Origin of the sequence: Lunatimonas lonarensis, from assembly GCF_000390185.1 — a bacterium.
GTDB lineage: Bacteria > Bacteroidota > Bacteroidia > Cytophagales > Cyclobacteriaceae > Lunatimonas > Lunatimonas lonarensis.
In genome coordinates this window covers 14,630-36,063 of sequence record NZ_AQHR01000122.1, presented here as the reverse complement: position 1 = coordinate 36,063, position 21,434 = coordinate 14,630, and the positions used below count along the sequence as shown (strand labels likewise).

Annotated in this window: 18 protein-coding genes; 6 read left to right on the top strand and 12 right to left on the bottom strand. The window is 45.4% G+C overall.

From position 1 onward, the window contains the following. Positions 1-1,206 precede the first annotated feature (1,206 nt). The 5 genes from ADIS_RS21660 to ADIS_RS21640 all read left to right on the top strand — a co-directional run bounded on the left by ADIS_RS21660 (position 1,207) and on the right by ADIS_RS21640 (position 6,329). A complete protein-coding gene (locus tag ADIS_RS21660) occupies positions 1,207-1,581 on the top strand; it encodes a hypothetical protein (RefSeq protein WP_010856883.1) in 375 nt (124 codons plus the stop codon). A 362-nt stretch (positions 1,582-1,943) separates the two neighbouring features. Continuing rightward, on the top strand, positions 1,944-3,671 hold the full coding sequence (locus ADIS_RS21655) for a SulP family inorganic anion transporter (protein WP_010856881.1): 1,728 nt from the start codon (positions 1,944-1,946) through the stop codon (positions 3,669-3,671). Between the two features lie 48 nt (positions 3,672-3,719). Next, positions 3,720-4,610: an aldose 1-epimerase family protein gene (locus ADIS_RS21650; protein WP_010856880.1), complete on the top strand. Its 891-nt coding sequence runs from the start codon at positions 3,720-3,722 to the stop codon at positions 4,608-4,610. A 65-nt stretch (positions 4,611-4,675) separates the two neighbouring features. Beyond that, positions 4,676-5,950 (top strand): alkaline phosphatase family protein, encoded by a 1,275-nt coding sequence (locus ADIS_RS21645; RefSeq protein ID WP_010856879.1) that lies wholly within the window; start codon positions 4,676-4,678, stop codon positions 5,948-5,950. After that, entirely contained in the window at positions 5,922-6,329 is a 408-nt protein-coding gene (locus ADIS_RS21640) for a group III truncated hemoglobin (RefSeq protein WP_010856878.1), read from the top strand. The genes ADIS_RS21645 and ADIS_RS21640 overlap by 29 nt, the downstream gene beginning before the upstream one ends. A gap of 81 nt (positions 6,330-6,410) precedes the next feature. Here ADIS_RS21640 and ADIS_RS21635 read toward each other — a convergent pair whose 3' ends face one another. The 7 genes from ADIS_RS21635 to ADIS_RS21605 form a co-directional block, all read right to left on the bottom strand. Further along, positions 6,411-7,583 (bottom strand): PQQ-dependent sugar dehydrogenase, encoded by a 1,173-nt coding sequence (locus ADIS_RS21635; protein WP_238325482.1) that lies wholly within the window; start codon positions 7,581-7,583, stop codon positions 6,411-6,413. A 56-nt stretch (positions 7,584-7,639) separates the two neighbouring features. Then, on the bottom strand, positions 7,640-8,239 hold the full coding sequence (locus ADIS_RS21630) for a ribonuclease HII (protein WP_010856876.1): 600 nt from the start codon (positions 8,237-8,239) through the stop codon (positions 7,640-7,642). Beyond that, a complete protein-coding gene (locus ADIS_RS21625) occupies positions 8,214-10,883 on the bottom strand; it encodes an MGH1-like glycoside hydrolase domain-containing protein (protein ID WP_035807275.1) in 2,670 nt (889 codons plus the stop codon). The genes ADIS_RS21630 and ADIS_RS21625 overlap by 26 nt, the downstream gene beginning before the upstream one ends. A gap of 227 nt (positions 10,884-11,110) precedes the next feature. After that, positions 11,111-12,259, bottom strand: coding sequence for a glycosyltransferase family protein (locus ADIS_RS21620; RefSeq protein WP_010856874.1), 1,149 nt, complete (start codon positions 12,257-12,259; stop codon positions 11,111-11,113). Then, positions 12,260-13,078 carry a UDP-2,3-diacylglucosamine diphosphatase gene (locus ADIS_RS21615; RefSeq protein ID WP_010856873.1) on the bottom strand — a complete coding sequence of 273 codons (819 nt, stop codon included), beginning with the start codon at positions 13,076-13,078 and terminating at the stop codon, positions 12,260-12,262. Between the two features lie 132 nt (positions 13,079-13,210). Then, on the bottom strand, positions 13,211-14,554 hold the full coding sequence (locus ADIS_RS21610; protein WP_010856872.1) for a sensor histidine kinase: 1,344 nt from the start codon (positions 14,552-14,554) through the stop codon (positions 13,211-13,213). Beyond that, positions 14,544-15,926 carry a sigma-54-dependent transcriptional regulator gene (locus tag ADIS_RS21605; protein WP_010856871.1) on the bottom strand — a complete coding sequence of 461 codons (1,383 nt, stop codon included), beginning with the start codon at positions 15,924-15,926 and terminating at the stop codon, positions 14,544-14,546. The genes ADIS_RS21610 and ADIS_RS21605 overlap by 11 nt, the downstream gene beginning before the upstream one ends. Before the next feature lie 209 nt (positions 15,927-16,135). Here ADIS_RS21605 and ADIS_RS21600 point away from each other — a divergent pair, with 209 nt between their 5' ends. Further along, positions 16,136-16,564, top strand: coding sequence for an FKBP-type peptidyl-prolyl cis-trans isomerase (locus ADIS_RS21600; RefSeq protein ID WP_035807273.1), 429 nt, complete (start codon positions 16,136-16,138; stop codon positions 16,562-16,564). Positions 16,565-16,627: 63 nt separating this feature from the next. Here ADIS_RS21600 and ADIS_RS21595 read toward each other — a convergent pair whose 3' ends face one another. From ADIS_RS21595 to rsfS, 5 genes are all read right to left on the bottom strand, one after another. Next, on the bottom strand, positions 16,628-17,059 hold the full coding sequence (locus ADIS_RS21595) for a T9SS type A sorting domain-containing protein (RefSeq protein ID WP_238325481.1): 432 nt from the start codon (positions 17,057-17,059) through the stop codon (positions 16,628-16,630). 156 nt (positions 17,060-17,215) lie between these two features. After that, positions 17,216-18,031: a hypothetical protein gene (locus tag ADIS_RS21590; protein WP_155907691.1), complete on the bottom strand. Its 816-nt coding sequence runs from the start codon at positions 18,029-18,031 to the stop codon at positions 17,216-17,218. Next, a complete protein-coding gene (locus ADIS_RS21585; RefSeq protein WP_010856867.1) occupies positions 18,028-18,795 on the bottom strand; it encodes a UDP-2,3-diacylglucosamine diphosphatase in 768 nt (255 codons plus the stop codon). Before ADIS_RS21585 ends, ADIS_RS21590 begins: the two co-directional genes overlap by 4 nt. Before the next feature lie 125 nt (positions 18,796-18,920). Beyond that, on the bottom strand, positions 18,921-20,981 hold the full coding sequence (gene ftsH, locus ADIS_RS21580; RefSeq protein ID WP_010856866.1) for an ATP-dependent zinc metalloprotease FtsH: 2,061 nt from the start codon (positions 20,979-20,981) through the stop codon (positions 18,921-18,923). A 64-nt stretch (positions 20,982-21,045) separates the two neighbouring features. Further along, complete coding sequence (rsfS, locus tag ADIS_RS21575) at positions 21,046-21,393, bottom strand: ribosome silencing factor (protein ID WP_010856865.1); 348 nt, start codon at positions 21,391-21,393, stop codon at positions 21,046-21,048. Positions 21,394-21,434: the final 41 nt, after the last annotated feature.

Below are 21,434 nucleotides of genomic sequence, written 5' to 3'. Positions count from 1 at the left end.
CCACATTATAACAGGGCCTCCGGAGCAATCCGGGGGCTTTTGTCCTTTATGGGCTGCCGGGAAGGGAAGTACATGAATCTCATATCTTATGTCTAACGTCTAACGTCTCCTAAATAAGCCTTCGGCGATATATTGGGTTATATTTATGAGGCAGGCTCGCATCGGGTTTTTGGTTTTGGATGGGATGTTGGTTTTTTTGTTAACCTAGGCCAAGCACAAGTACAGCGAGTCTTAAATCTTATGTCCTACGTCTTATATCTCCTAAAAATGCCTTCGTCAAAATATTTTTGAAGTGTTTAACGGATGTTCAGTCCTCTTTTGCGGGAATCCAGACACCTAATTTAAGCGCTTTCCGAGTGTTCGAGAGGCTTTTTTGCATATAGGGGTATTGTAAAGGGACAGATACGTGGCAGGCAGGGTTTGCATTGTCCAGAAGGGTGTTCCGGGAGTTTTCCCTTTTCGGGCATATCGGTCCCACCTCTTCCCATCCCGATCCGCCTGGGCGGATAAGCCCTGCAGCGCCGATGCCTGCCAGCCGGGGCTGGGTGCTGGTACGCCGCGGCGTACGGGAGAGTAGGTCGCCGCCACATTATAACAGGGCCCCCGGAGCAATCCGGGGGCTTTTGTCGTTTACGGGCTGCCCGGAAGGGAAGTACATGAATCTTATATCTTATGTCTAACGTCTAACGTCTCCTAAATAAGCCTTCGGCGATATATTGGCTTACATTTATGGGGTGGGCTCGCATCGGATTTTTTGTTTTGGAGACGGTGTAGGGTCGGGAATTTCAGCGATCTAACATCTCATATCTACCCTCTAACATCTCCGAAATATGCCTTCGGCGATAATTTTTTTAAGTGTTTAGTGGTTATTCGGTGTTTTTTGCGGGAACCTAGACACCTAATTTAAATGCTTTTGAGTGATCGGGGGGCTTTTTTGTGTTTGGGGAGAGGAAGGTGAAAGAGGTAGGACAAAAGAGATGTGACGTTTGTCAGTTTGTAGGTCTAATCTATCATTTCCGTTCCGTGTATCTAGCCATAGATAGGGAGAGTATATTTCATTCATTTATCGATGAAAGCAAATTCCAACTTTCATTTCCGATAGTCTATTTCAATTCTATTTTTTTCGAACCTCAATATGTCTGGGTTATTTTGTAGATTTGCTCTGTATTTTTTAAAATAATAGCAGGAGGGTTAAAACGGAAGACGATGAAAAGTTATTTGTTGGTTATTGGGACTATTTGCATGTTAATAGGCTGCCAAGAGATGGAGATAGAGGTAGCTGACAGGCCTTTTCTACGAGAGAAATTTAATGGAAAGTATGAATTGCTATCCGCTCGGTCTGAGGTAGCCATTGATCTCAACAACGATGGAATAGCATCTTCGAACCTTCTTGACGAAAACTCCACAATTTGGTTTTCAAGTCTTAAAATAAGGATTCCGGATGAATCTGAAATATTTTTAAAGCACAACGAGTTTGTGTTTACTGAATTTTGGCCTACTGAAAATGATCGGAGATTACGCGTGAGTGGTTTTATCCCAACTTATGATGCTCCTGTATGGGGGCCTTATTATGATTTGTAAGGACAAACCTTTGTCGGCTTTTTTGGAGATGATTTTCAATCCGGCTTCTTACAAACACCCATAGGTAATGATGGTAAAAATACCTTGATTGAGCTCCGGACAATTCGGTTTTTAGAAGGTGAATTGATTGAAGTAGCAGCGCTAAGAAGGTTATACACCAACATGGATTGGGTTGAGTTGGAAATTGTTTCAGTGTACAGGAGATACACTAAAGTAACCTGATTTTTCTTCGAGAAAATTCGGTTTTCGGTTGATTAGGATGCCTGTGACTAATATCACTTTTTTTACTTGGGTATTTCGTGACTTTTGTTGTTGGGTTTAGCTTTCAGTTGTTGGAGGCCTCAGAACAAAGCAATCAATCGATGGATATACGAAAATACTTACCGATTTTGGAGTGGCTTCCGAAGTATGAGAAGACACAGTTAAAAGGGGATTTATCCGCAGGTATTACTGTAGGGATCATGTTGATCCCACAGGGTATGGCCTATGCGATGCTCGCGGGATTAGAACCCATATATGGGCTGTATGCCGTGACCATACCGCTTATCTTATACGCCATCTTTGGTACCTCCCGTCAGCTGGCCGTTGGGCCGGTCGCAATGGTGTCGCTATTGACAGCCGCCGGGATCGGATCCCTACACCCGGAATCCACGGATCAATACCTGCTCTATGCACTTACCCTGGCCTTTCTCGTTGGGCTTATTCAGTTTGGGATGGGTGTCTTCAAATTGGGTTTTGTGGTGAATTTTCTGTCGCATCCGGTGATCAATGGTTTTACCTCTGCGGCGGCGATTATCATTGGCCTTAGCCAAATCAAACACCTGTTCCGCATTAATCTTCCAAACAGCGAGCATGTACAGGAAATGTTGGTAGCGATTTATCAGAATATCCATGAAACGCACATGCTTACTTTCGCGATAGGGGTAGGAGCGATCCTAGTCATCAAATATGGGAAGAAAATACACTCCTCCCTGCCTACTCCGCTGCTGGCAGTCGCGTTGGGAATCGCATTGGTTTGGGGATTTGACTTATCGTCACAAGGGGTAAAGATTGTGGGTGACGTTCCAAGTGGACTGCCTACCATCAGTTTTCCGTCCTTTGATTTTGGAGTTTGGTCTACATTGATTCCTATTGCCCTTACAATCTCATTGGTGGGGTTTGCAGAGAGCTTTGCCGTGGCTAAGACCATCCAAGCCAAACACAAAAACTACAAATTGGATTCAAACCAAGAATTGATAGCACTGGGTATCGCTAATTTTGGGGCTGCTTTCTTTCGCGGATTTCCCGTTACCGGAGGCTTTTCCCGCACCGCGGTCAACAACCAAGCTGGAGCCAAGACCACGATGGCCTCAGTGATTTCGGCGGTATTGATCGTGCTGACGTTGTTGTTTTTTACCGATCTGTTCTACAACCTGCCCAGTGCCATTCTTGCGGCGGTCGTATTGGTGGCGGTGTCCGGGTTGATTGACTTAAGAGAGCCTATCAACCTTTGGAAAAAGGATCGCTCTGATTTTGCCATGTTGATTGTGACTTTTTTGGTAACACTTACCTTAGGGATAGAAACAGGCATCCTTACCGGTATGGTACTTTCTTTGGGAATGGTTATTTATCGTGCATCCAGGCCCCATATGGCCCAGCTAGGACGGGTACCGGGCACTCATGTGTTCAGAAATATCAAGCGTTTTTCCAATTTGGAAGAAAAGGAGGAAGTGCTTATGGTTCGGATAGACGGTCCAATTTATTTTGCGAATGTTAAATACATCAAAGATAAGATGGATGCATGGGTAGAAAGGAAGCGGCAGAAGCTGACGACTGTAATCATTAATTTGGAGTCTGTTCCTAGCGTGGACAGTACTGGGGCGCACGAGCTGCACGAATGGATACTTAGTTGGAGGGCACTGGGCATCGATGTTTGCATTACGGCTACCAAGGGACCTGTCAGGGATGCGCTGAACCGCTGGAACCTTATCGAGTGTGTCGGGGCAGATCATATGTTTATTGACGATCAGTCGGCTCTTGAGTTTTTGGACAAGAAGCTGGCCAAAGAGGTGCAGGAACGCTATGCTCCCTATGCTACGCAGTGCGATTAGGTCTGCTGGTTGGTAAAACTGCTGATTTATGGGTAGTTTTGCCAGCTAATGGATAGAAAGTTGGACAAGGTTTTGTTACGTTCGGAAAATCGCTCGGCTGTGATCCAGCCATTGGGTGCTGAGTTGGCAAGTTACAAGGTTGGTGAAAGGGAATATATCTGGCAAGCTTTGCCATCGATTTGGGCTAGGCATGCACCCTTGCTTTTTCCGATTGTCGGAAGGTTAAAGGAGAATCAGTTTTCCTTTCAGGGTAAAAACTATTCTCTGCCCCAGCATGGATTCGCAAGGGACAGGGTATTTGAATTGGTGGCACATTCTGCTACCTCCGCCTCTTTTTTGCTTTGTTCCGATTCAGACACCCTGGTAAACTATCCTTTTGATTTTGAGCTTTGGGTGGTTTATACGCTAATTGAGGAAGGGCTTGAGGTAAGTTATCGGGTGATTAATCGCTCAGCAGAGCCTATGTATTTTTCTATTGGAGCCCACCCTGGATTTCTTTGCCCCCTGGATCCGGAGGCGGAACAGTTTTCGGATTATATCATGGATTTTGAAGATAGGACTCGTTCCGAGGTGCTGCTTTATCCCTTGGAGCAGGGGTACGTGTCGACGGCAAAGGTGCCATTTTCCGTCACGCAAGGCAAGGTTGCTCTCAGAGAGGATATGTTTGATAACGACGCGTTGATTATGGATGTCTTTCCGCCCTCTCGTGTCTCCGTTAGGCATAAGGACACAGGAAGAGGGTTTGGTATGGAGTTCGGTGCATTCAAGTGGTTGGGGATTTGGTCCAAAGGGCCCGGTGCCGGATTCATCTGCTTGGAGCCATGGAGTGGTGTTGCAGACACCATCGATCATGATGGGGATTTAACGCGGAAGCTTGGTATTCAGTACTTGAATGCGAAGGGACAATTTTCCAGCTCCTATCAGATGTTCTTTTGGTAGACCGAACCTTCTGGGGCAGCGTTGGTGTTTTTTACTGTATTGCTTGTCCCCATTATTAATCTGTTATGGTAAACCGATTCCTTTTCTGGATTCTGTTCAGTTTTGTTTCATTTAATGCGGCATATGCCCAAAGCCAAGACGCCTACGTGATCCTTGTTTCTCTCGATGGTTACCGTTGGGATTATACCGAGCGTTTTAAGCCAGAAAATATCCAGCGCTTGATTGACGATGGGGTAGAGGCAGCGGGTTTATTGCCTGCTTTCCCCAGTAAAACCTTTCCGAACCATTATTCCATTGCCACGGGTATGTTGCCAGAATTTCATGGCCTTGTGAACAATACAATTCGGGATCCAAAAAAAGATATGCAGTACGCAATTAGCAAAAGGGAAGCCGTTCAGGATCCATTTTGGTATGGAGGTACACCGCTTTGGGTCCTGGCGGAGCAAGCCGGTCTGAAGACGGCCAGTTATTTTTTTGTGGGAACAGAAGCCCCGGTAAAAGGGATCCAACCCACTTACTTCTACAATTACGATGCACAGGTATCTAACCTGACACGCATTTCAAAGGTCTTTGAGTGGCTTCAACTGCCTGATGAGGAGAGGCCCAGGCTGATAACCCTGTATTTTTCGGACATGGACGATATTGGTCACCGGCATGGTCCGGACAACGATGCCAAACTGAGGCCAGCTATCGAAAAGTTGGATAGGGAATTGGGGGCATTGATGGAAGGGTTGAAAAGTTTTGACCTGCCTATCCATCTGGTTTTGGTTTCCGACCATGGTATGGCATCCGTGCCGAAGCAGAACCTGTTGTCGCTCGATGAAATAACAAAGGGAATACAGGGAGAGGTCATAAATAATGGCGCATTGGCCCATGTTTTTTTGGAAGACCGGCAGATGCTCGAATCTACGCAACGGGTGCTCGCATCGAGGGGTGACCATTTTCGGGTAGTGAAACCTGATGATACCGGATATTATTCGGCAAATTCACCTTATGCGAATCGTTTAGGGGATCTGTTGGTGGTTCCAGAGCTGGGTTACTACCTTGCGACAGCTGCGGACCGTGTTCGGTACCAAAACCGATCTGCCCTTTTCGTTACCGATACGTTTGGTGAACACGGCTATAGCCCTTCCTATCCCGAGATGCAGGGTATATTCTACGCATGGGGGCCTTTTTTTCGCCGAGGAATACAGATCCCCAGCTTTCGGAACGTTCACGTATATCCCCTTGTCTGTGATCTATTGGGGTTACAGGTGCCTGAAGAGGTACAGGGAGATTTTGCGGTACTACAACCTATTCTCATTAAGGATGATGCAGATAAAAAAGCAACTAGCGAGTAGATCGGAAGTGTCATTGCTGGTACGCAGCTTCTATCATAAGGTACGCCAGCACGATCGATTGGGGCCGGTTTTCAACCTGATCATTCATGACTGGGACGTTCACTTAGAGCGTCTCACGGATTTTTGGGAAATGGTTTTACTAAACACCGGCCCTGGTGCCGGAAAGTTCAATCCGGTGCCGGTACACCGAGAAGTCGACCGGCGAATGGACGAGCAAGTCGACCAAGCTCATTTTGGCAATTGGCTGGAATTATGGTTTAGCACCGTAGACGAGCATTTTGAAGGGATCCACGCTACCTATGCGAAGGAACACGCCCGAAAGATGGCTCATATACTGTTTTTCAGAATCCTGGAGGGTCGTCAGCGGCAGAATGAATAGACTTGGCAGCCGACTATCTCTCTGTTTGCGAGGCTACTTTACAGGAGTTGTGGAGGCAGGGCTCAAAGTCACCATATCAGTTCATTTCGTAATTTCTATTTTAATGATCCGGTCATCGTTGAGTTGCAGGGGAGCCCTTCCGTCTGTATTACTGGTGATAGCATACAAGTGACCGTCCGGCCCGACGGTGATGTCCCTAAACCGACCGTAAATTCCCCTAGACGGAGCATAGGAAAACCACCTTTCAATTTTCTTTACCTCAAAGTTATTGTTTCTATCCAAAACCAGACGAAGGATGGACTGACCGCCGAGGGACGCCACAAATAGGTCACCGTCATGAAAAACCATTCCGCCTGGAGGTACCGCAGCAAGATTCCAACAGGCGATGGGATCCTGGTAATCGGGTATTTTGGGGGCACCTACCACCAGGGGCCAACCATGATTCCCTCCTTTTTTCACGAGATTGATCTCGTCTCTATACCGTACGCTTCCCTCTACCTCGGCACCGGAGGGGCCATGTTCCGAATTGAAGAATGCGCCCGTTTCCGGATCCCAAGCAAAGCCCTGTACGACGCGGTGTCCGTAGGAAAATACTGGGGAATTGGGGAAAGGATTGTCAGAAGGAATGGAGCCTTCCGGCGTGATCCGTAGGATTTTTGAAGCAAGGCTAGTTAAGTCCTGCGCAATATATGGGTTGGCCAGGTCTCCCGTTCCGATGTATAGCATACCATCTGGCCCAAAGGCTATTCTTCCACCCAAGTGAATGGCGTAGGCTGGGATATCATCCAACACTACCTTGTCGACTACCGCTGTGTTCCCTTTATGGATGAGCCGGACAACCTTGCAGGTCAGCTCCGAACTTACATTTCGGTAAGCATACATGACGTAAATCCATCCGTTTTTCCCAAATTCGGGATGTAAGTCCATGCCCATTAGGCCTGCATCGACTTCATGGGTTACCTCTGGTAGTTCCAAGTAGGTTTCTTTGCTGTTCGTGCCGGATGGTATCCTGACGATGCTGCCGGGACGTTGGGAGACTAAGGCATCCCCATTGGGCAGAAACTTCAGAGACCAGGGAATCGTGAGGTTTTCCACCCATACGGAAGTTTTTACCCCCTCGACAACAGGACGGTATTCATCGGTAACCTTTTGAGGGACCTCCCCTACGATCGGGTGTGCGATACGAATCGACTCTTGGGCAATGGCCTTAATACCGAAGATCAGGCACCACATTAGGCATAGGTTGTATTTCATATATTTGTGATTATTTTTTCAATTATCAACCAGAGAACAACCAATAAACCCTGTTGCTACAAATCCAGTTTTAGCTGATCCGGCAGTAGCCGAAAACTTTTTCGGTGGAAAGGGCTGGCACCATGTGATTGTATCGCTGCCCTATGTGCGGCAGTCGGGTAGCCTGCATTTTTGTCCCAGCCATAGCAAGGAAAACGCTCCGCCAGTTCTTCCATGTAGGCATCTCGATATACCTTGGCAAGAATGGAGGCCGCTGCAATGCTAACGTACTTTCCATCGCCCTTTACGATACAATCAAAGGGTATTGTCAGCGATGATTTGAAGCGGTTACCATCGATCAGAAGGTGGTCTGGCACTACCGAAAGACTGCAGATTGCTCTTTCCATTGCGAGGAAGGAGGCGTTTAGAATATTGATTTGGTCAATTTCTTCAATACTGGCCTCCGCAATCCCCCAACTGATGCAATTCTCTTTTATTTCCGAAACCAGTTCACTACGGTTTCTTTTCGTCAATTTTTTGGAATCGTTGATCCACTTATTTTTGTAGCCATTAGGGAGGATCACGGCCGCAGCGACCACCGGCCCTGACAGGCAGCCCCTGCCTACCTCATCACATCCTGCCTCAAGCCTGTTAGCTTCTAAATAAGGTAGTAACATTTTCGCTCAAGTGGGTTTCTTTTGTGATTTTGTGGATCATCTCCGCCACCAATCCCGTCCATCCGGTTTGATGGGAGGCCCCCAGACCGCGACCGTTATCCCCATGGAAGTACTCGTAAAATAGGATAAGATTCTGGAAATGGGGATCATGCTGCATTTTTTCGTTGTCAGCGTAAATCGGACGTCTTCCGTTTTTATCCTTTTTGAAAAGCGAAATGTTTCGTTTCGAGAGTTCTTTCGCAATCAGATCCAATGTAAGGTACTTTCCGGAGCCGGTAGGGTATTCGATTGAAAAGTTGCCTCCGTAATAGAAGTCAAACTTTTTCAATGATTCGATAATCAGGTAGTTGATAGGAAACCATATCGGTCCGCGCCAGTTTGAATTTCCGCCAAACATGGTTGTCTCTGACTCACCAGGAGCATACTTAACCGAAAATTGACTGCCGTTAAGCTGTAAGTAATAGGGTTTTTTTTCATGAAACTTCGACAGGGATCGAATGCCGTGAGGGGATAAAAACTCGTTTTCATCGAGCATTTTCTTCAATACACTTTTCATGCGATGGCCCCTTAACAGCGAAAAGAGGCGTCTTCTGTCGTGTCCTGGATGGATCCAATTCGAAACCAGTGTTGCCAGCTTGGGTTTTTCCTTGAAAAAGAAGTCCAACCGCTTTTTGAACTCCGGTAAATTCTCAAAGAGATCTTCCCTGATGGGTTCCACGGCAAACAGCGGGATTATACCAACGATGGATTTGACTTTCATCACCATGGGCTGCTGGCCTGACGGATGAAGGACATCGTAGAAGAACTGGTCTTCTTCGTTCCACAAACTGATGTTTTCACCGGAAATATTATTCATTGCCCCGGCGATATAGAGAAAGTGCTCGAGGAATTTGGTAGCGGTATGTTGGTATACTAGGTTGAACTCGCAGAGATCCAATGAAATACGTAGCATGTTCAGGCTGAACATGGCCATCCAGGAAGTAGCATCTGCCTGTTCCAACTTAGCGAACAGCTTGTCTGCGTGACTACGGTCAAAAACACTAATGTTGTCAAGACCCAAAAAGCCTCCTTCGAAAATATTGTTTCCCTTTTCGTCTTTTTGGTTTACCCACCAGGTAAAGTTTAGCATCAGCTTATGAAACGCCCGTTCCAAGAATTCTTGGTCTCCCACGCCATCGTTTGCCTTTTTATCGATTTGATACACCCGCTGCACAGCATAGGCATGGACAGGCGGATTCACATCATTGAAATTCCATTCATAGGCAGGTATTTGCCCGTTTGGGTGCATGTACCAGTCGTTAAGCAAGACCAGCAATTGATCTTTGGCAAACTCGGTGTCCAATCGGGCCAGCGGAATACAGTGAAAAGCCAGATCCCAAGCAGCATACCAAGGGTACTCCCACTTGTCCGGCATGGAGATGATATCGTAGTTTTGTAAGTGACGCCAGTTACTGTTTCGTCCCAGTTTTCTGGATTGGGGTGGTTGATACCGGCCTGGGTCACCCTCCAACCAGCGTTCCACATTGTAATAGTAGAACTGCTTGGTCCACATCATCCCTGCATAGGCCTGTCGTTGGATCATTTTGAGTTCTTCGTCCTGAACACGGCTTTGGATTTCGCCATAGAAATCGTCGGCATCCTGTTTTTTGTCTTGAATGATCTGATCGACTATTTCCAACGGGTTTTCCTCCTCAAAATGTTGCATTCGGAAGGTGACCTCGGCTTTTTGCCCTGCGGCAATTTTCAACTTGTAGATCGCGGCAGCCTTTGTGCCGGTGTTTTTTGGGTTTAGGTGCTTTTTATCTCCCGATACCACAAAGTCGTTGATGGCGTCTTTCAGATATTTTTTCTGATTGCCGATGTGATATAGCTTCTCCCGGTTCGTTTCGTTGTCGCAGAAAACGATCGTTGGGTTTTGGTCAAAGGAGAAAATGTAATTACCACTTTTGGGTGAAAAGGCCTTTATACTTCGTGTGTTGAGCAGGGACAGGTTGGGCATAAAAGGCTCATCACCTGTGAACCACGTTTTGCGAAACCAAACAGTTGGCATAACCGTCAGTTCGGCGTCTTCCGTGGACCGGTTGTAAATGGTGGCCCTGCCGACGAGGTCGTCCTCGCTGTTTTTGGCGTATTCGATGAAAATGTCGAAGTACTCGTCGTTGTCGAATATGCCCGTGTCCAGAATTTCGTACTCTAGGTCTTTTTTTCCCCGCCGGAGATTTTCGTCCAATAGTTGCTGATAGGGAAAGGCCTGCTGAGGATACTTGTATAGCATCTTCATGTAGCTATGGGTAGGAGTAGAATCTAGGTAGTAATAAAGTTCCTTGACATCTTCCCCGTGATTGCCTTGGTTACCCGTTAGACCAAAAAGCCGTTCTTTGATGATCTGGTCTTTTCCGTTCCAAAATGCCCAGGCGATGCAGAGCTTTTGTTTGTAGTCGGATATGCCGCCAATTCCCTCTTCACCCCAGCGGTAGGCCTTGCTTCTTGCGTCTTCGTGGGTTACATTTTCCCAAGCAGCTCCGTCAGGGCTATAGTCTTCACGAACAGTCCCCCACTGTCTGTCTGCAAGATAAGGACCCCATTTTTTCCAATGCCTTTCCCTTTTTTTATCTTCGAGTAAACGTTTTTTTTCTATATTCATTTGGTTTAGGAGCACATTTGTAACCAGCGAATTTAAGGTATTTATCCAAGTTTACGTTAAAAAATGGGGGGCTGCTCAAAAAAATATCATGCATTTGTCTAAACATAATCAAAAAAACTACAGTGTCAATTAAACCTGAAATGGTTGAATCACCAACATGTCAAAACAATTTCACTTTCATTGAAGCAAGGAAAGTGACATCAAGAGGCTCAGTAGCAAGTATCCGGTTAGAATTGAAGCCCTGTATTGGTTGATGGGTGGGTTGTTTTCTCCTTTGATAATTTCAATGCAAGATCCTGTAACCACTGATCGATTTTTTCCTGTTGCTCGGTATACCAACGGCTGAATATCGTCGCACCGTCTTTCGGGTTATCTGATTCTAGGTAATCCAAAAAAGGTTGTAGATCAAAGGTTTCTCGCCATATACCTGCACCGGCAATTTCCATATCCAACGCATTGCAGGCTTGCTCGTATTGGCCGGCAACTGGCACGACCATTACCGGTTTTTTTAGAAATAGTGCTTCACAGATCGATTCAAATCCGGCTGTACAGACCAAAGCGCGGCATCCGGCCAATTTTTCTATAAAGTTTCTGTCGTCGAGGGGGTGGAAACGTACGTTGGCAGGGATTAACCCCGAAAGGTTTTGGTTCATTCCATCCGAGAAGACTTCCATTTTTAGATTGGGGTTGGAGCGACCCATTCGGACGATGTCGTCGATATAGCCGGGGTTTACTACGTAGACCAACAAAAAATCTCCATCGATTGGCTCTTTTGCCTGAATCTCCCCCCGCAGTAGGGGTGGCCAAATAAGCAATTCTCCCGACGAGTCCTCAGGCTTGAGGCTGCGCAGTGATAGTGCAATCCGTTGATAGCAACCCCATGATGTGATATTGTTTGCGAGTAGAAACAGCTGCTTTGCGAATCTACGGTTTTTGGCCCATGGAAAAGAGGAATGGTCCGTAAGGTATTGATGGCCGATACACACAAAGAGGGATCGAGGGCGGAAAAATGCCTGATAGACTCCCGCCAGAAAATCATAAAAATTGAGGATTACCTCCGGGTTTACGTCGCTCACCAAGCAGTGAAGTCGTTGTAGGCTGTTGAGGTAAGTAGGTAGTGCCTTTGTGTTATGCCAAATGGTCTTTCTTATGTTTACTGATTTGTTGCTTTGGTCGGAGACGAAATTGGGGCTTTCGAGCAACTCGATGGGACAATTGAATCTCCGGAGTACAAACGGAGGGATTTTCCGTCTTTTGCTACTTCCGATCACTACTTGGTTGACCTGGTGCCCAGCCTTAGTCAACAAATCGTACATGGCAATGGCTTGGGTCATGTGGCCTCTGCCCTCTCCCTGAATGATAAAAAGAAATCGCATCTAAAGTGCTTTCGGCTGTTCGTTTATCAGTTCCCTATTTGCGCGGTTTATGGGGATCACGGTTTGATTCACGGAGTAGGACTTCATTTCACTGTAGTGGATCAACTTCCAATTACCCTCAAAGTCCTCTGCTAGAGCACTCAATGATTCTACCCAGTCCCCAGAGTTGAAGTAAGAGATACCATCGATTGTTTTGAGTTCAGGTTTGTGGATATGCCCGCAGATGATTCCGTCGCAACCTTTAGCCTTGGCCATTTTGGTTAATTCTTTTTCATAGTCGTCGATGAAGGAGACAGCGGATTTGACCTTTGATTTCACGTATTGCGAAAAGGAGTAATAGGAAAGACCTTTTTTTCGGCGCTGATGGTTTACCTGGCGATTTAGCCAAAGTAGGAATGTATAGCCAATGTCGCCCAGATAGGCAATCCAACGGAAATTGGTCGTAACGCTATCGAAGACGTCACCATGGGCCACAAAGTAACGCTTGCCATGGCTTTCGTAAATCATGTCCTTGCGGATAGATAAATTCCCAATTTCCAGAGGTAGAATTTGATCGAGAAAATCGTCGTGGTTGCCGCGGAGGTAGAAGATTTTAGTTTTGTCCGAATCCATCATCCGCAGCATACGGTTAAAAACCCTGGTATGCTTGCGTTTCCATGATCCGGACTTTTTCAACTGCCATCCATCGATAATATCTCCGTTGAGTATGAGGTTATCGCACCTAAACTGCTTCAAAAACCTGACAACTTCCTTTGCTTTGGATCCTTTTGTACCCAAGTGGACGTCAGAAATAACGATTGTTTTGTAGTGTGATTCCAACTGCCTGTATTTTTACAATCGCAAGGTAAGCAGGCTAAATCAATTGAATATGAAGGCATTGTTATAGAAATAAGAAGATTTAGGGCAATAGGGCCTGCATTGGCCTAAAGATCTTCTGTCAAAAGTTGGGAATCAGGCATTGAAAATCAACTTGAATGTGGTACCCTCTCCAGGTGTAGAACGTACTTGTATATTGCCCTTGTGTCGTCGCATGATCTGCTTGGAGAGGCTCAGGCCTATACCGGATCCGTTCTTTTTGGTGGTGAAAAACGGAATGAAGATCTTATTTAGCGCATCCTCTTCTATGCCTTTTCCCGAGTCTGCCACTTCGATGATAATCTTCCCATTTTGGTCCAGATGAGAAGAAAGTGTGATTATTTTTTCGTCACTTTCCTCCAGCGCATGAATCGCGTTTTGGGTGAGGTTAATCAGTACCTGCTCTATAAGGTCGCAGTCGGCAAAAAGCAGTAAATCCCTCGGAGAAATATCCGTTTGCAGTGCGATTGCGGAGCCTTCGAGTTGGTTTTTTAGTAGCAGCTGTATCCTGTCGAAGAGCTCGGAGATCTGGATTGCCGTGAATTTGGGGTTGGGGATTTGTGCAAGGCTACGAAAATCACTTACAAAGTTGATCAACCCCTCGCTTCTTTTTTCAATCGTAGAAATCCCCAATCGACAATCCTCGAGTTCATCTGGGGAAAAGGGCTCCTTTTTCAAGTTCTTTTCCTCTAGATCTGTACGAAGTGTTGCCGCAAGTGAAGAAATAGGTGCAATGGAATTCATAATCTCGTGGGTCAGAACCCTAACGAGGTTTTGCCATGCTTCCATTTCCTTTTCTTCCAGCTCACTTTGAATATTTTGTAGGGAGACCAATTTGAGCTTGACGTCCCGGAGCACCAGCTCTATCACATACACAGACAGCTGCATGATCCCGTCAGGGTGTACGATCTTAATCAGTTCACTTCCTCCGGTACGCAGGTGGTGTATGGCGTGATGCAGGTCTTTGTTTACGCGGCTGATTTCCTCGATGTGGTTCAAGTGCTGAATATTCAGCATTCGTTTGGCAGCGGTATTCATGATCTGTATGCGGCCATCCTGTTCAAAGGTGATAAGCCCGATACTGAGGTGTTGGAATACCGTGCGGAAGTAATGGTAATTTGCCTCTTTTTCAAGTTGATCTTCTTTCAATTTTGCCAAAATAGCGTTGAACTCTATGTGAAGATCATCTATTTCGGTACCATCAAACTTGACAGGATAGACCGTTGCATAATTGCTTTGCTTGATGTTGTTGAGAAAAAGCCGGACTTTTTTGAAACTGCTTTCGCCGTATTGAAGCAAAAAAACCGTTTGCGCAACACACAGGATTATGAACAGTGAAATAAGAAATACGCCTGCGTCGTGGTGGATCCAATAGGACAGGATGAAAATGGTGGCGGCAAAGGCGGCGATACGGCCAAGAAAGCCAATTTTATAATCCATATTTTTCCAGTCTCCGATAGAGTGAGGCCCGCGTCAATCCCAGGTCTTTTGCTGCTTTTGAGATATTGCCCCCATTTTTATCGATTGCTTTTTGTATCATGTTTCGCTCTACCTCATCTAAATTAAGGGTATTAGTAGGAGCGACTTTATCCGAATTGGGCTTGGCCGAGAGGAAAAAGAAGTCTCTGCCCTCCAATTCATCCCCTTCGGCCATGATAATCGCCCGCTCGATGGCATGTTGCAATTCCCGAATGTTCCCTGGCCACGAGTAGTTCTGCAAGAGCTGCATGGCGTTGCCCTTAAAGCCCTTGAAGGGTTTCCTGTACTTGGTGGTATAGATTTTCAGAAAATGGTTTGCCAACAGGGGAATATCGTCCAATCGCTCGCGAAGCGGTGGCAGAAAAATCTCCACGGTATTTATCCGGTAGAGCAAATCCTGGCGGAAATCGTTTTGCAGGATCATGTCATGCAGTGGCATATTAGTGGCGCAGATCAGCCGTATATCTACGGGTATGGATTTATTGGTACCAATGCGGGTGACTTCTCTGCGTTGGAGTACCGTAAGCAACTTCGATTGTAAAGGCAGGCTTAGGTTACCTATTTCATCCAAAAACAGGGTGCCCTTATCGGCAATCTCAAACCTCCCGGCCCGGTCCTCTTTCGCGTCCGTAAAGGAGCCCTTTTTATGGCCAAACAGCTCGCTTTCAAAGAGGCTTTCTGTGATGGCGCCCATGTCTACGGTCACGAATATCTCATCGGCCCGGTTTGATCGGTCATGTATCGCCCGGGCGATAAGCTCTTTTCCTGTGCCATTCTCTCCCAGAATCAATACGTTTGCATCAGTCTTGGCGACTTTTTCGATGATCGAAAACACATTCTTCATAGAAGCGCAACTTCCGATGATTTCGGTAAATGGCTTTTTCAGGTCGGCCTGAAGCTGCTTCTGTTTGGTGGAGAGTTTTTCCACCTGCTTATAGCTCTCTTTTAGTTTGATGGCTGCAGACAGGGTGGCAATCAGTTTTTCGTTTTGCCATGGTTTGAGGATAAAATCCGTAGCTCCCTCTTTTAGAGCTTGTACGGCCATCTCTACATCCCCAAATGCGGTGATTAGAATAACCACCGCCTGCGGATCCAATTCTTTGATTTTCTTTAACCAAAAAAATCCCTCCTTACCGGAAGTGGTGTCTTCTGTGAAGTTCATATCCAAAAGAATGACATCATAGCTGTAATTGTTGATCAAAAATGGAATTTTTCGTGGATCCTTTTCGATGGTGACCTCTTTGGCGTATTTTTTCATAAGCATTTTCGCAGCGAAAAGCAGGTCTTCGTTGTCGTCCACTATCAATATGCTACCAAACTTCGTTTCTTCCATGGATAAAATTGTTTCAACAGGTCACTACCTAAATGATGCCATACTTAAAATCCCTCAAATTTAAGGAATTATCAGCATTCTTTACGAAGTGAGTGTTCGAAAACGGTCGATATAGTCCTAAAATCGGACAGTTTTTTTATTTAAGCCTGGCCCATTTTTGATCAGCTCAAAAAAGGCTTACCTTTAACCTTTAATCAACCAATAATTTTATGTCAGTAGCTAGTAAAGGCAACACCGTCAAAGTACATTACAAGGGAACGCTAAAGGATGGAACCGTTTTCGATTCATCGGAAAACAAGGCACCGTTGGAGTTTGTAGTTGGTGATGGTAGAATGATAAAGGGATTTGATGCGGCAGTAGATGGGATGTCTTTGGGTGAGGACAAGACCGTGACTATACCTTCTTCAGAAGCGTATGGTGAGAAGAGAGAAGATATGATGCTGGATGTTCCTTTGGATCAGGTACCTGCGGAGATCAAACCCGAGGTAGGCATGGACCTGTCTATTCAAAATCAGATGGGTCAACCAACTCCCGTGAAAGTGGTTCACGTAGACGATCAGAAAATAACATTGGATGCAAACCATCCACTCGCTGGTGAGGATCTCATCTTTGCTATTAAATTGGTGGAGATTAGCTGACCGAAATCTTATGCGGAATTTAAGTATCCCACATAAAACCGTGTCCGTTGGTCACGGTTTTTTTTATTCTAAGCCACTGCCACTTCGCTCCCCAGGTGGGTGGGCATAGATGCTTTTTGTTTTGTTGTACTTTGCGTTACCTACCTCTACTACAAACAACTGGCTGTTTGTACTTGAAAAATCGTAATGTTTTTGAAGCCCATCGCTGGGAGTTATTTTATCTTCCAAAATTAGATTTCCCAATATGTCGAAAACCCGAACATTGGTCAGCTCTTTAGATGTTTCGTCTAGGACTATTTTGAACTGTCGGCTCCCAGTTAGTTGTAAATTGAATTTTACTTCGGGGGTGTTCAGGTCGCGGGGAAAGGAAATTTCTGTTTCAAATCGCCTGCTAATTCCCTGGGAAAAAGTATACTGAAAACTAACGAATGCCAATGCCACCGCCAAGAGGCTTGGGTACAACAGAAAACTTAGTTTTGGCGGCATTTTCATCATGGCGGCGCAAGTTGCAAAAATTAGGTGGTACTTTATAATTAATTAGTTATAAAATAACATTTTTTAACCAGCTATTAGGAGAGGCTTTGATATAGGCCTTGAATTTTTCCTTATTTTTAATTTTCAAAAAGGGCTTAGGTGTTGAAAACAAGGGAGTTACCAACCTGGGTGAAGGGCGTAAATATCAACGCCGTTGTCAGTAGCCAGTAGCACGCTTTTTGAGGATACAACGATTTTTTTATAAGTGGTTTTCGGTAGTGGAGTAGACTCTTTTAAATTGGCTACATAGGATACTCGGTGGATCTCTCCAGCATGAATGTAATAAATATAGTCATCGGAAAAGTAGAGGTCTACGTCCGGAATTTCCCGTAATTGAGTAATGGGATTTCCCTGATTATCGAATATAAATACGCCTTTTCCCTTTGAATGAAGGAAAAGTAGGTTTTTGCGTTCAGCCAAGCCAGTTATCTGATGGTAATCGCCTTCCAGCACCGTCGAGAAAGGTTGTTCTTGGAGAATGGCCTGCCGTCTGAAATCCCATCTTATCAGGCTTAAACGATTTTCATCAATCAGCCATAGGACATTTCCATTACCTAAAGTGGCCTGCTTGATGACGCCAAATCCATGTTTACTGAGATTACCGATGGTTGTGAGTGGTCGTAAAAATCGGTCCAAAAATTCAAATTGCTGCAAATCTGCTGAGAACAGAAACAAATTGACCGTCCATTCAGCCTCCAAAATAGTCAGTCGAGAACGTATGGCAGGTGAATAAAAGTTTAGGGAATCTCCCAAGGCACTAAATTGTGTAATGTTTCCCTCTCGATCAGCAATAAATACGTAGCTATTTTTGTCGGTAGAAAGCCGGTCAACTACTTTATTAGAAATGGATCCCAGAAGTTGCCAGTCAAGGGTCTGGGCATAAGAACCCTGCATGCCAAGGTACAAAACCGCCAACCACCTCATCCACCTCATCCTTTGAAGTTTATAAGCTGAAATCCGTGTCCGTTAAAAACCCCGTAGTGATATTGGCTGACCCATTCGCCCAAATTAAAATACATGGATGAATTTCCTACAGGAATACTAAGGGGCAAATGCCTATGGCCAAAAACATAATAGTCGAAATGCATTTTCTTTTCCATATCGAGGCAATACAAATAAAGCCATTCGGACTCCTTTCCTTTGAACTCGTCTTCTCCTTTAAGTGAATTGTTGATCCTGCTCCGTTTCGACCAACGGGTTGCAAGCCTGATTCCCACATCGGGGTGCAACCATTTAAACAGCCATTGGCAAGAGCGATTGGTAAAGATCTTCTTTAATACCTTATAGGTATTATCTCCCGGTCCCAGCCCATCTCCGTGTCCGATAAGAAATTTCTTTTGGTTTACCTGAAGTGAAATGGGATTATGGAAAACCGGTATATCGAGCTCTTGGGTGAAGTAATCCTTCATCCATAAATCGTGGTTCCCTGTAAAGAAAAAGACAGGAACTCCCTGCTGCCGCATCTGTGTGATTTTACTTAGAAACCGAAGGTATCCTTTTGGAATCACCGTGTCGTATTCGAACCAAAAGTCGAAAAGATCTCCCAAAAGAAAAACCGCCGCTGCTTCCTTTTCAATCAATTCCAGCCACCGTATGATTTTTTTTTCTCGGTCTAAAGAAGATGAGGCCGAAGGGGTGCCAAGGTGAAAGTCCGAAGCGAAAAATATTTTTTGGTTTTCCTTGAGCGTGATGTTCATGCAAAGTACGTATGGAACGGGTAAAGGTAAAAAAAAATGGATTCTTGATAAATGAATATGCCTGTAAAAAAGAAAAAAGGGAAGTAAGCCTTCCCTTTTTTTTAAATCAGTGAAACCGATTCTGTCTAATTGCTTTTGTTTTCGATGGTGTCTGCTTTTACGTCCTCACCAAGTTCGGCTCCTGAACCGTCCAAGGGATCTGGTGTTTGCGGGTTTTCTGATTCCCTAGCATCCACCGATTTCGTGAATTTTTCGTAAGTGGTTTCTCTGTCAAACGGTCGTTTACCAATTATGGCCTCTAGGTCGGATTGGAAAAGGATCTCTTTTTCCAGCAGTTTTTTGGCGAGGTTTTCCAATTCGGCCCGACGTTCCGAAAGCAGTGTTTTGGTGCGGTCGTAGGCAAAGTTGATTAGCTTTCGGACTTCTTCATCGATGGTTTGTGCCGTAGCCTCTGAGTAAGGCTTGTCGAATTTGTACTCTCCACCTTTGCTGTCGTAAAACGAAACGTTACCTATTTTTTCGTTCATTCCGTAGATAGAAACGATGGAGTAGGCCATTTTGGTGATTCGTTCCAAGTCAGAGAGTGCTCCGGTCGAAATCTTTCCAAAAACGATCTCTTCGGCTGCTCTACCACCCAAGGCCATACACATCTCATCGATCAGCTGTTCGGTTTGGTAGAGAAACTGCTCCTTTGGAAGATATTGTGCGTAGCCCAAAGCCGCGATGCCCCGCGGTACGATACTCACTTTGACCAAGGGATCTGCATGCTCCAAGAACCAGCCAGCGACTGCGTGACCTGCTTCGTGGTAGGCTACAATCATTTTTTCCTCTGGAGAAATAATCTTGTTTTTCTTTTCAAGTCCTCCAATCACACGATCTACGGCATCTTGAAAATCCTGCATATCCACCGCGGACTTGTCCCTACGGGCGGCTATCAGCGCGGCCTCGTTACATACGTTGGCAATCTCGGCACCGGCAAAACCGGGCGTTTGAGCTGCCAGTTTTTTAGGCTCTACATCATTCGCTGTCTTGATCGGGCCCAGATGGACTTTGAAAATTGCCTCACGTCCGACGATATCCGGCTTATCAATGCTGATCTGACGGTCAAAGCGACCGGCTCGAAGCAGCGCCGAATCCAATACATCGGGACGGTTGGTGGCAGCAAGTACAATTACACCGGAATCTGTGCCGAATCCGTCCATTTCTACCAGAAGGGAATTAAGGGTGTTTTCCCGTTCGTCATTTGAGCCTGGCATTTGGCCTTTTCCTCTGGATCGGCCTATTGCATCAATCTCATCGATAAAGATAATACAAGGAGCCTTTTCCTTCGCTTGTTTGAAGAGATCCCGCACCCTTGCCGCTCCTACCCCAACGAACATCTCTACGAAATCCGACCCGGATAGGGTGAAAAAAGGAACGCCTGCTTCTCCGGCTACAGCTTTAGCCAAAAGGGTTTTTCCGGTACCTGGAGGTCCGATTAAAAGAGCTCCCTTGGGTATTTTACCACCCAGTTTGGTGAATTTGGAAGGGTTCTTCAAAAATTCAACGATTTCCTCTACTTCTTCTTTCGCTTCGTCCAGGCCTGCCACGTTATCAAAGGTTACCTTGACTTTGTTTTCGGCGTCAAATAATTGTGCTTTGGATTTTCCTACATTGAAAATCTGTCCGCCCGGACCACTAGGTCCGGACATCCTGCGCATCATCATCCAGAAAAGGAAAAATATCAAGATCAGAAACCCAAATGATGAGATCCAATTTCCCCAGCTCTCCTCCTTTTTGGCGGTATATCCTACCCGCTGATCCTCGGGCAATTTGCTTTCAAGGTTTGTGTAGTTTTCTATAAAATTAGCAACATCCGCGATATTGATTTTATAGTGCGGTCCTGTTACATTGTAAAAGCGATTTTGACCCTCCAGCTCGTCCCTGTAGCGTTGATTGCTCAGGGCATCTTCTTTTATGGTAACTTCTACGTAATTCTGGTTGTAGACAACCACTACTTTTTTGACATCATTTGCCAGCACCATGTCCTCAAAACGTTTCATGGTGATTTCGATGACGGCGGTATTCTGGTTAAACCAGGTTACTCCTATCAACACAATGACCGCCGTAATGATCAGCCATAGCTGAAAATTAGGTTTTTGTGGAGGTTTTGGAATAAATTTTTTCGATTTATTATTATCGCTCATTTTACTTTTATTAATAGCCTAATTTGTCTCTAAAACGAAATTAAAAAACGAAAGTTCAAATCCATTAATTAATTGCCGTAACTTTTGCATCGCCCCATAAGTCTTCCAGGCGGTAAAACCTGCGGGAGTCTTCAAGGAAGATGTGGGCCACAACATTGACATAGTCGATCAGTATCCATTGTCCATTGGCCTTCCCTTCACTTTTCCATGGCTGTTCTTTGTTTGCCTTGCTTACCTCCTCTTCAATAGACTGCGATATTGCGTCAATTTGAGTATTTGAACTTCCTGAACATATCACAAAAAAATCGGTCATCGATTGGTCGATATCCCGTAGGTCCATCAGTACAATGTTGGAGGCCTTTTTTTCCTCCATACCTTTAATTATTACCCTGCTCAGCTCCTCTGCCGTCATATATTATCCTTAATTTTGTTTTCCTTCTAGCCAAGCAATCC

Bases quoted from the DNA above. Each gene is read 5' to 3' on its own strand.
- ADIS_RS21660 (WP_010856883.1), top strand. From the start codon at position 1,207: ATGAAAAGTTATTTGTTGGTTATTGGGACTATTTGCATGTTAATAGGC.
- ADIS_RS21655 (WP_010856881.1), top strand. From the start codon at position 1,944: ATGGATATACGAAAATACTTACCGATTTTGGAGTGGCTTCCGAAGTAT.
- ADIS_RS21650 (WP_010856880.1), top strand. From the start codon at position 3,720: ATGGATAGAAAGTTGGACAAGGTTTTGTTACGTTCGGAAAATCGCTCG.
- ADIS_RS21645 (WP_010856879.1), top strand. From the start codon at position 4,676: ATGGTAAACCGATTCCTTTTCTGGATTCTGTTCAGTTTTGTTTCATTT.
- ADIS_RS21640 (WP_010856878.1), top strand. From the start codon at position 5,922: ATGCAGATAAAAAAGCAACTAGCGAGTAGATCGGAAGTGTCATTGCTG.
- ADIS_RS21635 (WP_238325482.1), bottom strand. From the start codon at position 7,583: ATGAAATACAACCTATGCCTAATGTGGTGCCTGATCTTCGGTATTAAG.
- ADIS_RS21630 (WP_010856876.1), bottom strand. From the start codon at position 8,239: ATGTTACTACCTTATTTAGAAGCTAACAGGCTTGAGGCAGGATGTGAT.
- ADIS_RS21625 (WP_035807275.1), bottom strand. From the start codon at position 10,883: ATGAATATAGAAAAAAAACGTTTACTCGAAGATAAAAAAAGGGAAAGG.
- ADIS_RS21620 (WP_010856874.1), bottom strand. From the start codon at position 12,259: ATGCGATTTCTTTTTATCATTCAGGGAGAGGGCAGAGGCCACATGACC.
- ADIS_RS21610 (WP_010856872.1), bottom strand. From the start codon at position 14,554: ATGGATTATAAAATTGGCTTTCTTGGCCGTATCGCCGCCTTTGCCGCC.
- ADIS_RS21605 (WP_010856871.1), bottom strand. From the start codon at position 15,926: ATGGAAGAAACGAAGTTTGGTAGCATATTGATAGTGGACGACAACGAA.
- ADIS_RS21600 (WP_035807273.1), top strand. From the start codon at position 16,136: ATGTCAGTAGCTAGTAAAGGCAACACCGTCAAAGTACATTACAAGGGA.
- ADIS_RS21595 (WP_238325481.1), bottom strand. From the start codon at position 17,059: ATGATGAAAATGCCGCCAAAACTAAGTTTTCTGTTGTACCCAAGCCTC.
- ADIS_RS21590 (WP_155907691.1), bottom strand. From the start codon at position 18,031: ATGAGGTGGATGAGGTGGTTGGCGGTTTTGTACCTTGGCATGCAGGGT.
- ADIS_RS21585 (WP_010856867.1), bottom strand. From the start codon at position 18,795: ATGAACATCACGCTCAAGGAAAACCAAAAAATATTTTTCGCTTCGGAC.
- ftsH (WP_010856866.1), bottom strand. From the start codon at position 20,981: ATGAGCGATAATAATAAATCGAAAAAATTTATTCCAAAACCTCCACAA.
- rsfS (WP_010856865.1), bottom strand. From the start codon at position 21,393: ATGACGGCAGAGGAGCTGAGCAGGGTAATAATTAAAGGTATGGAGGAA.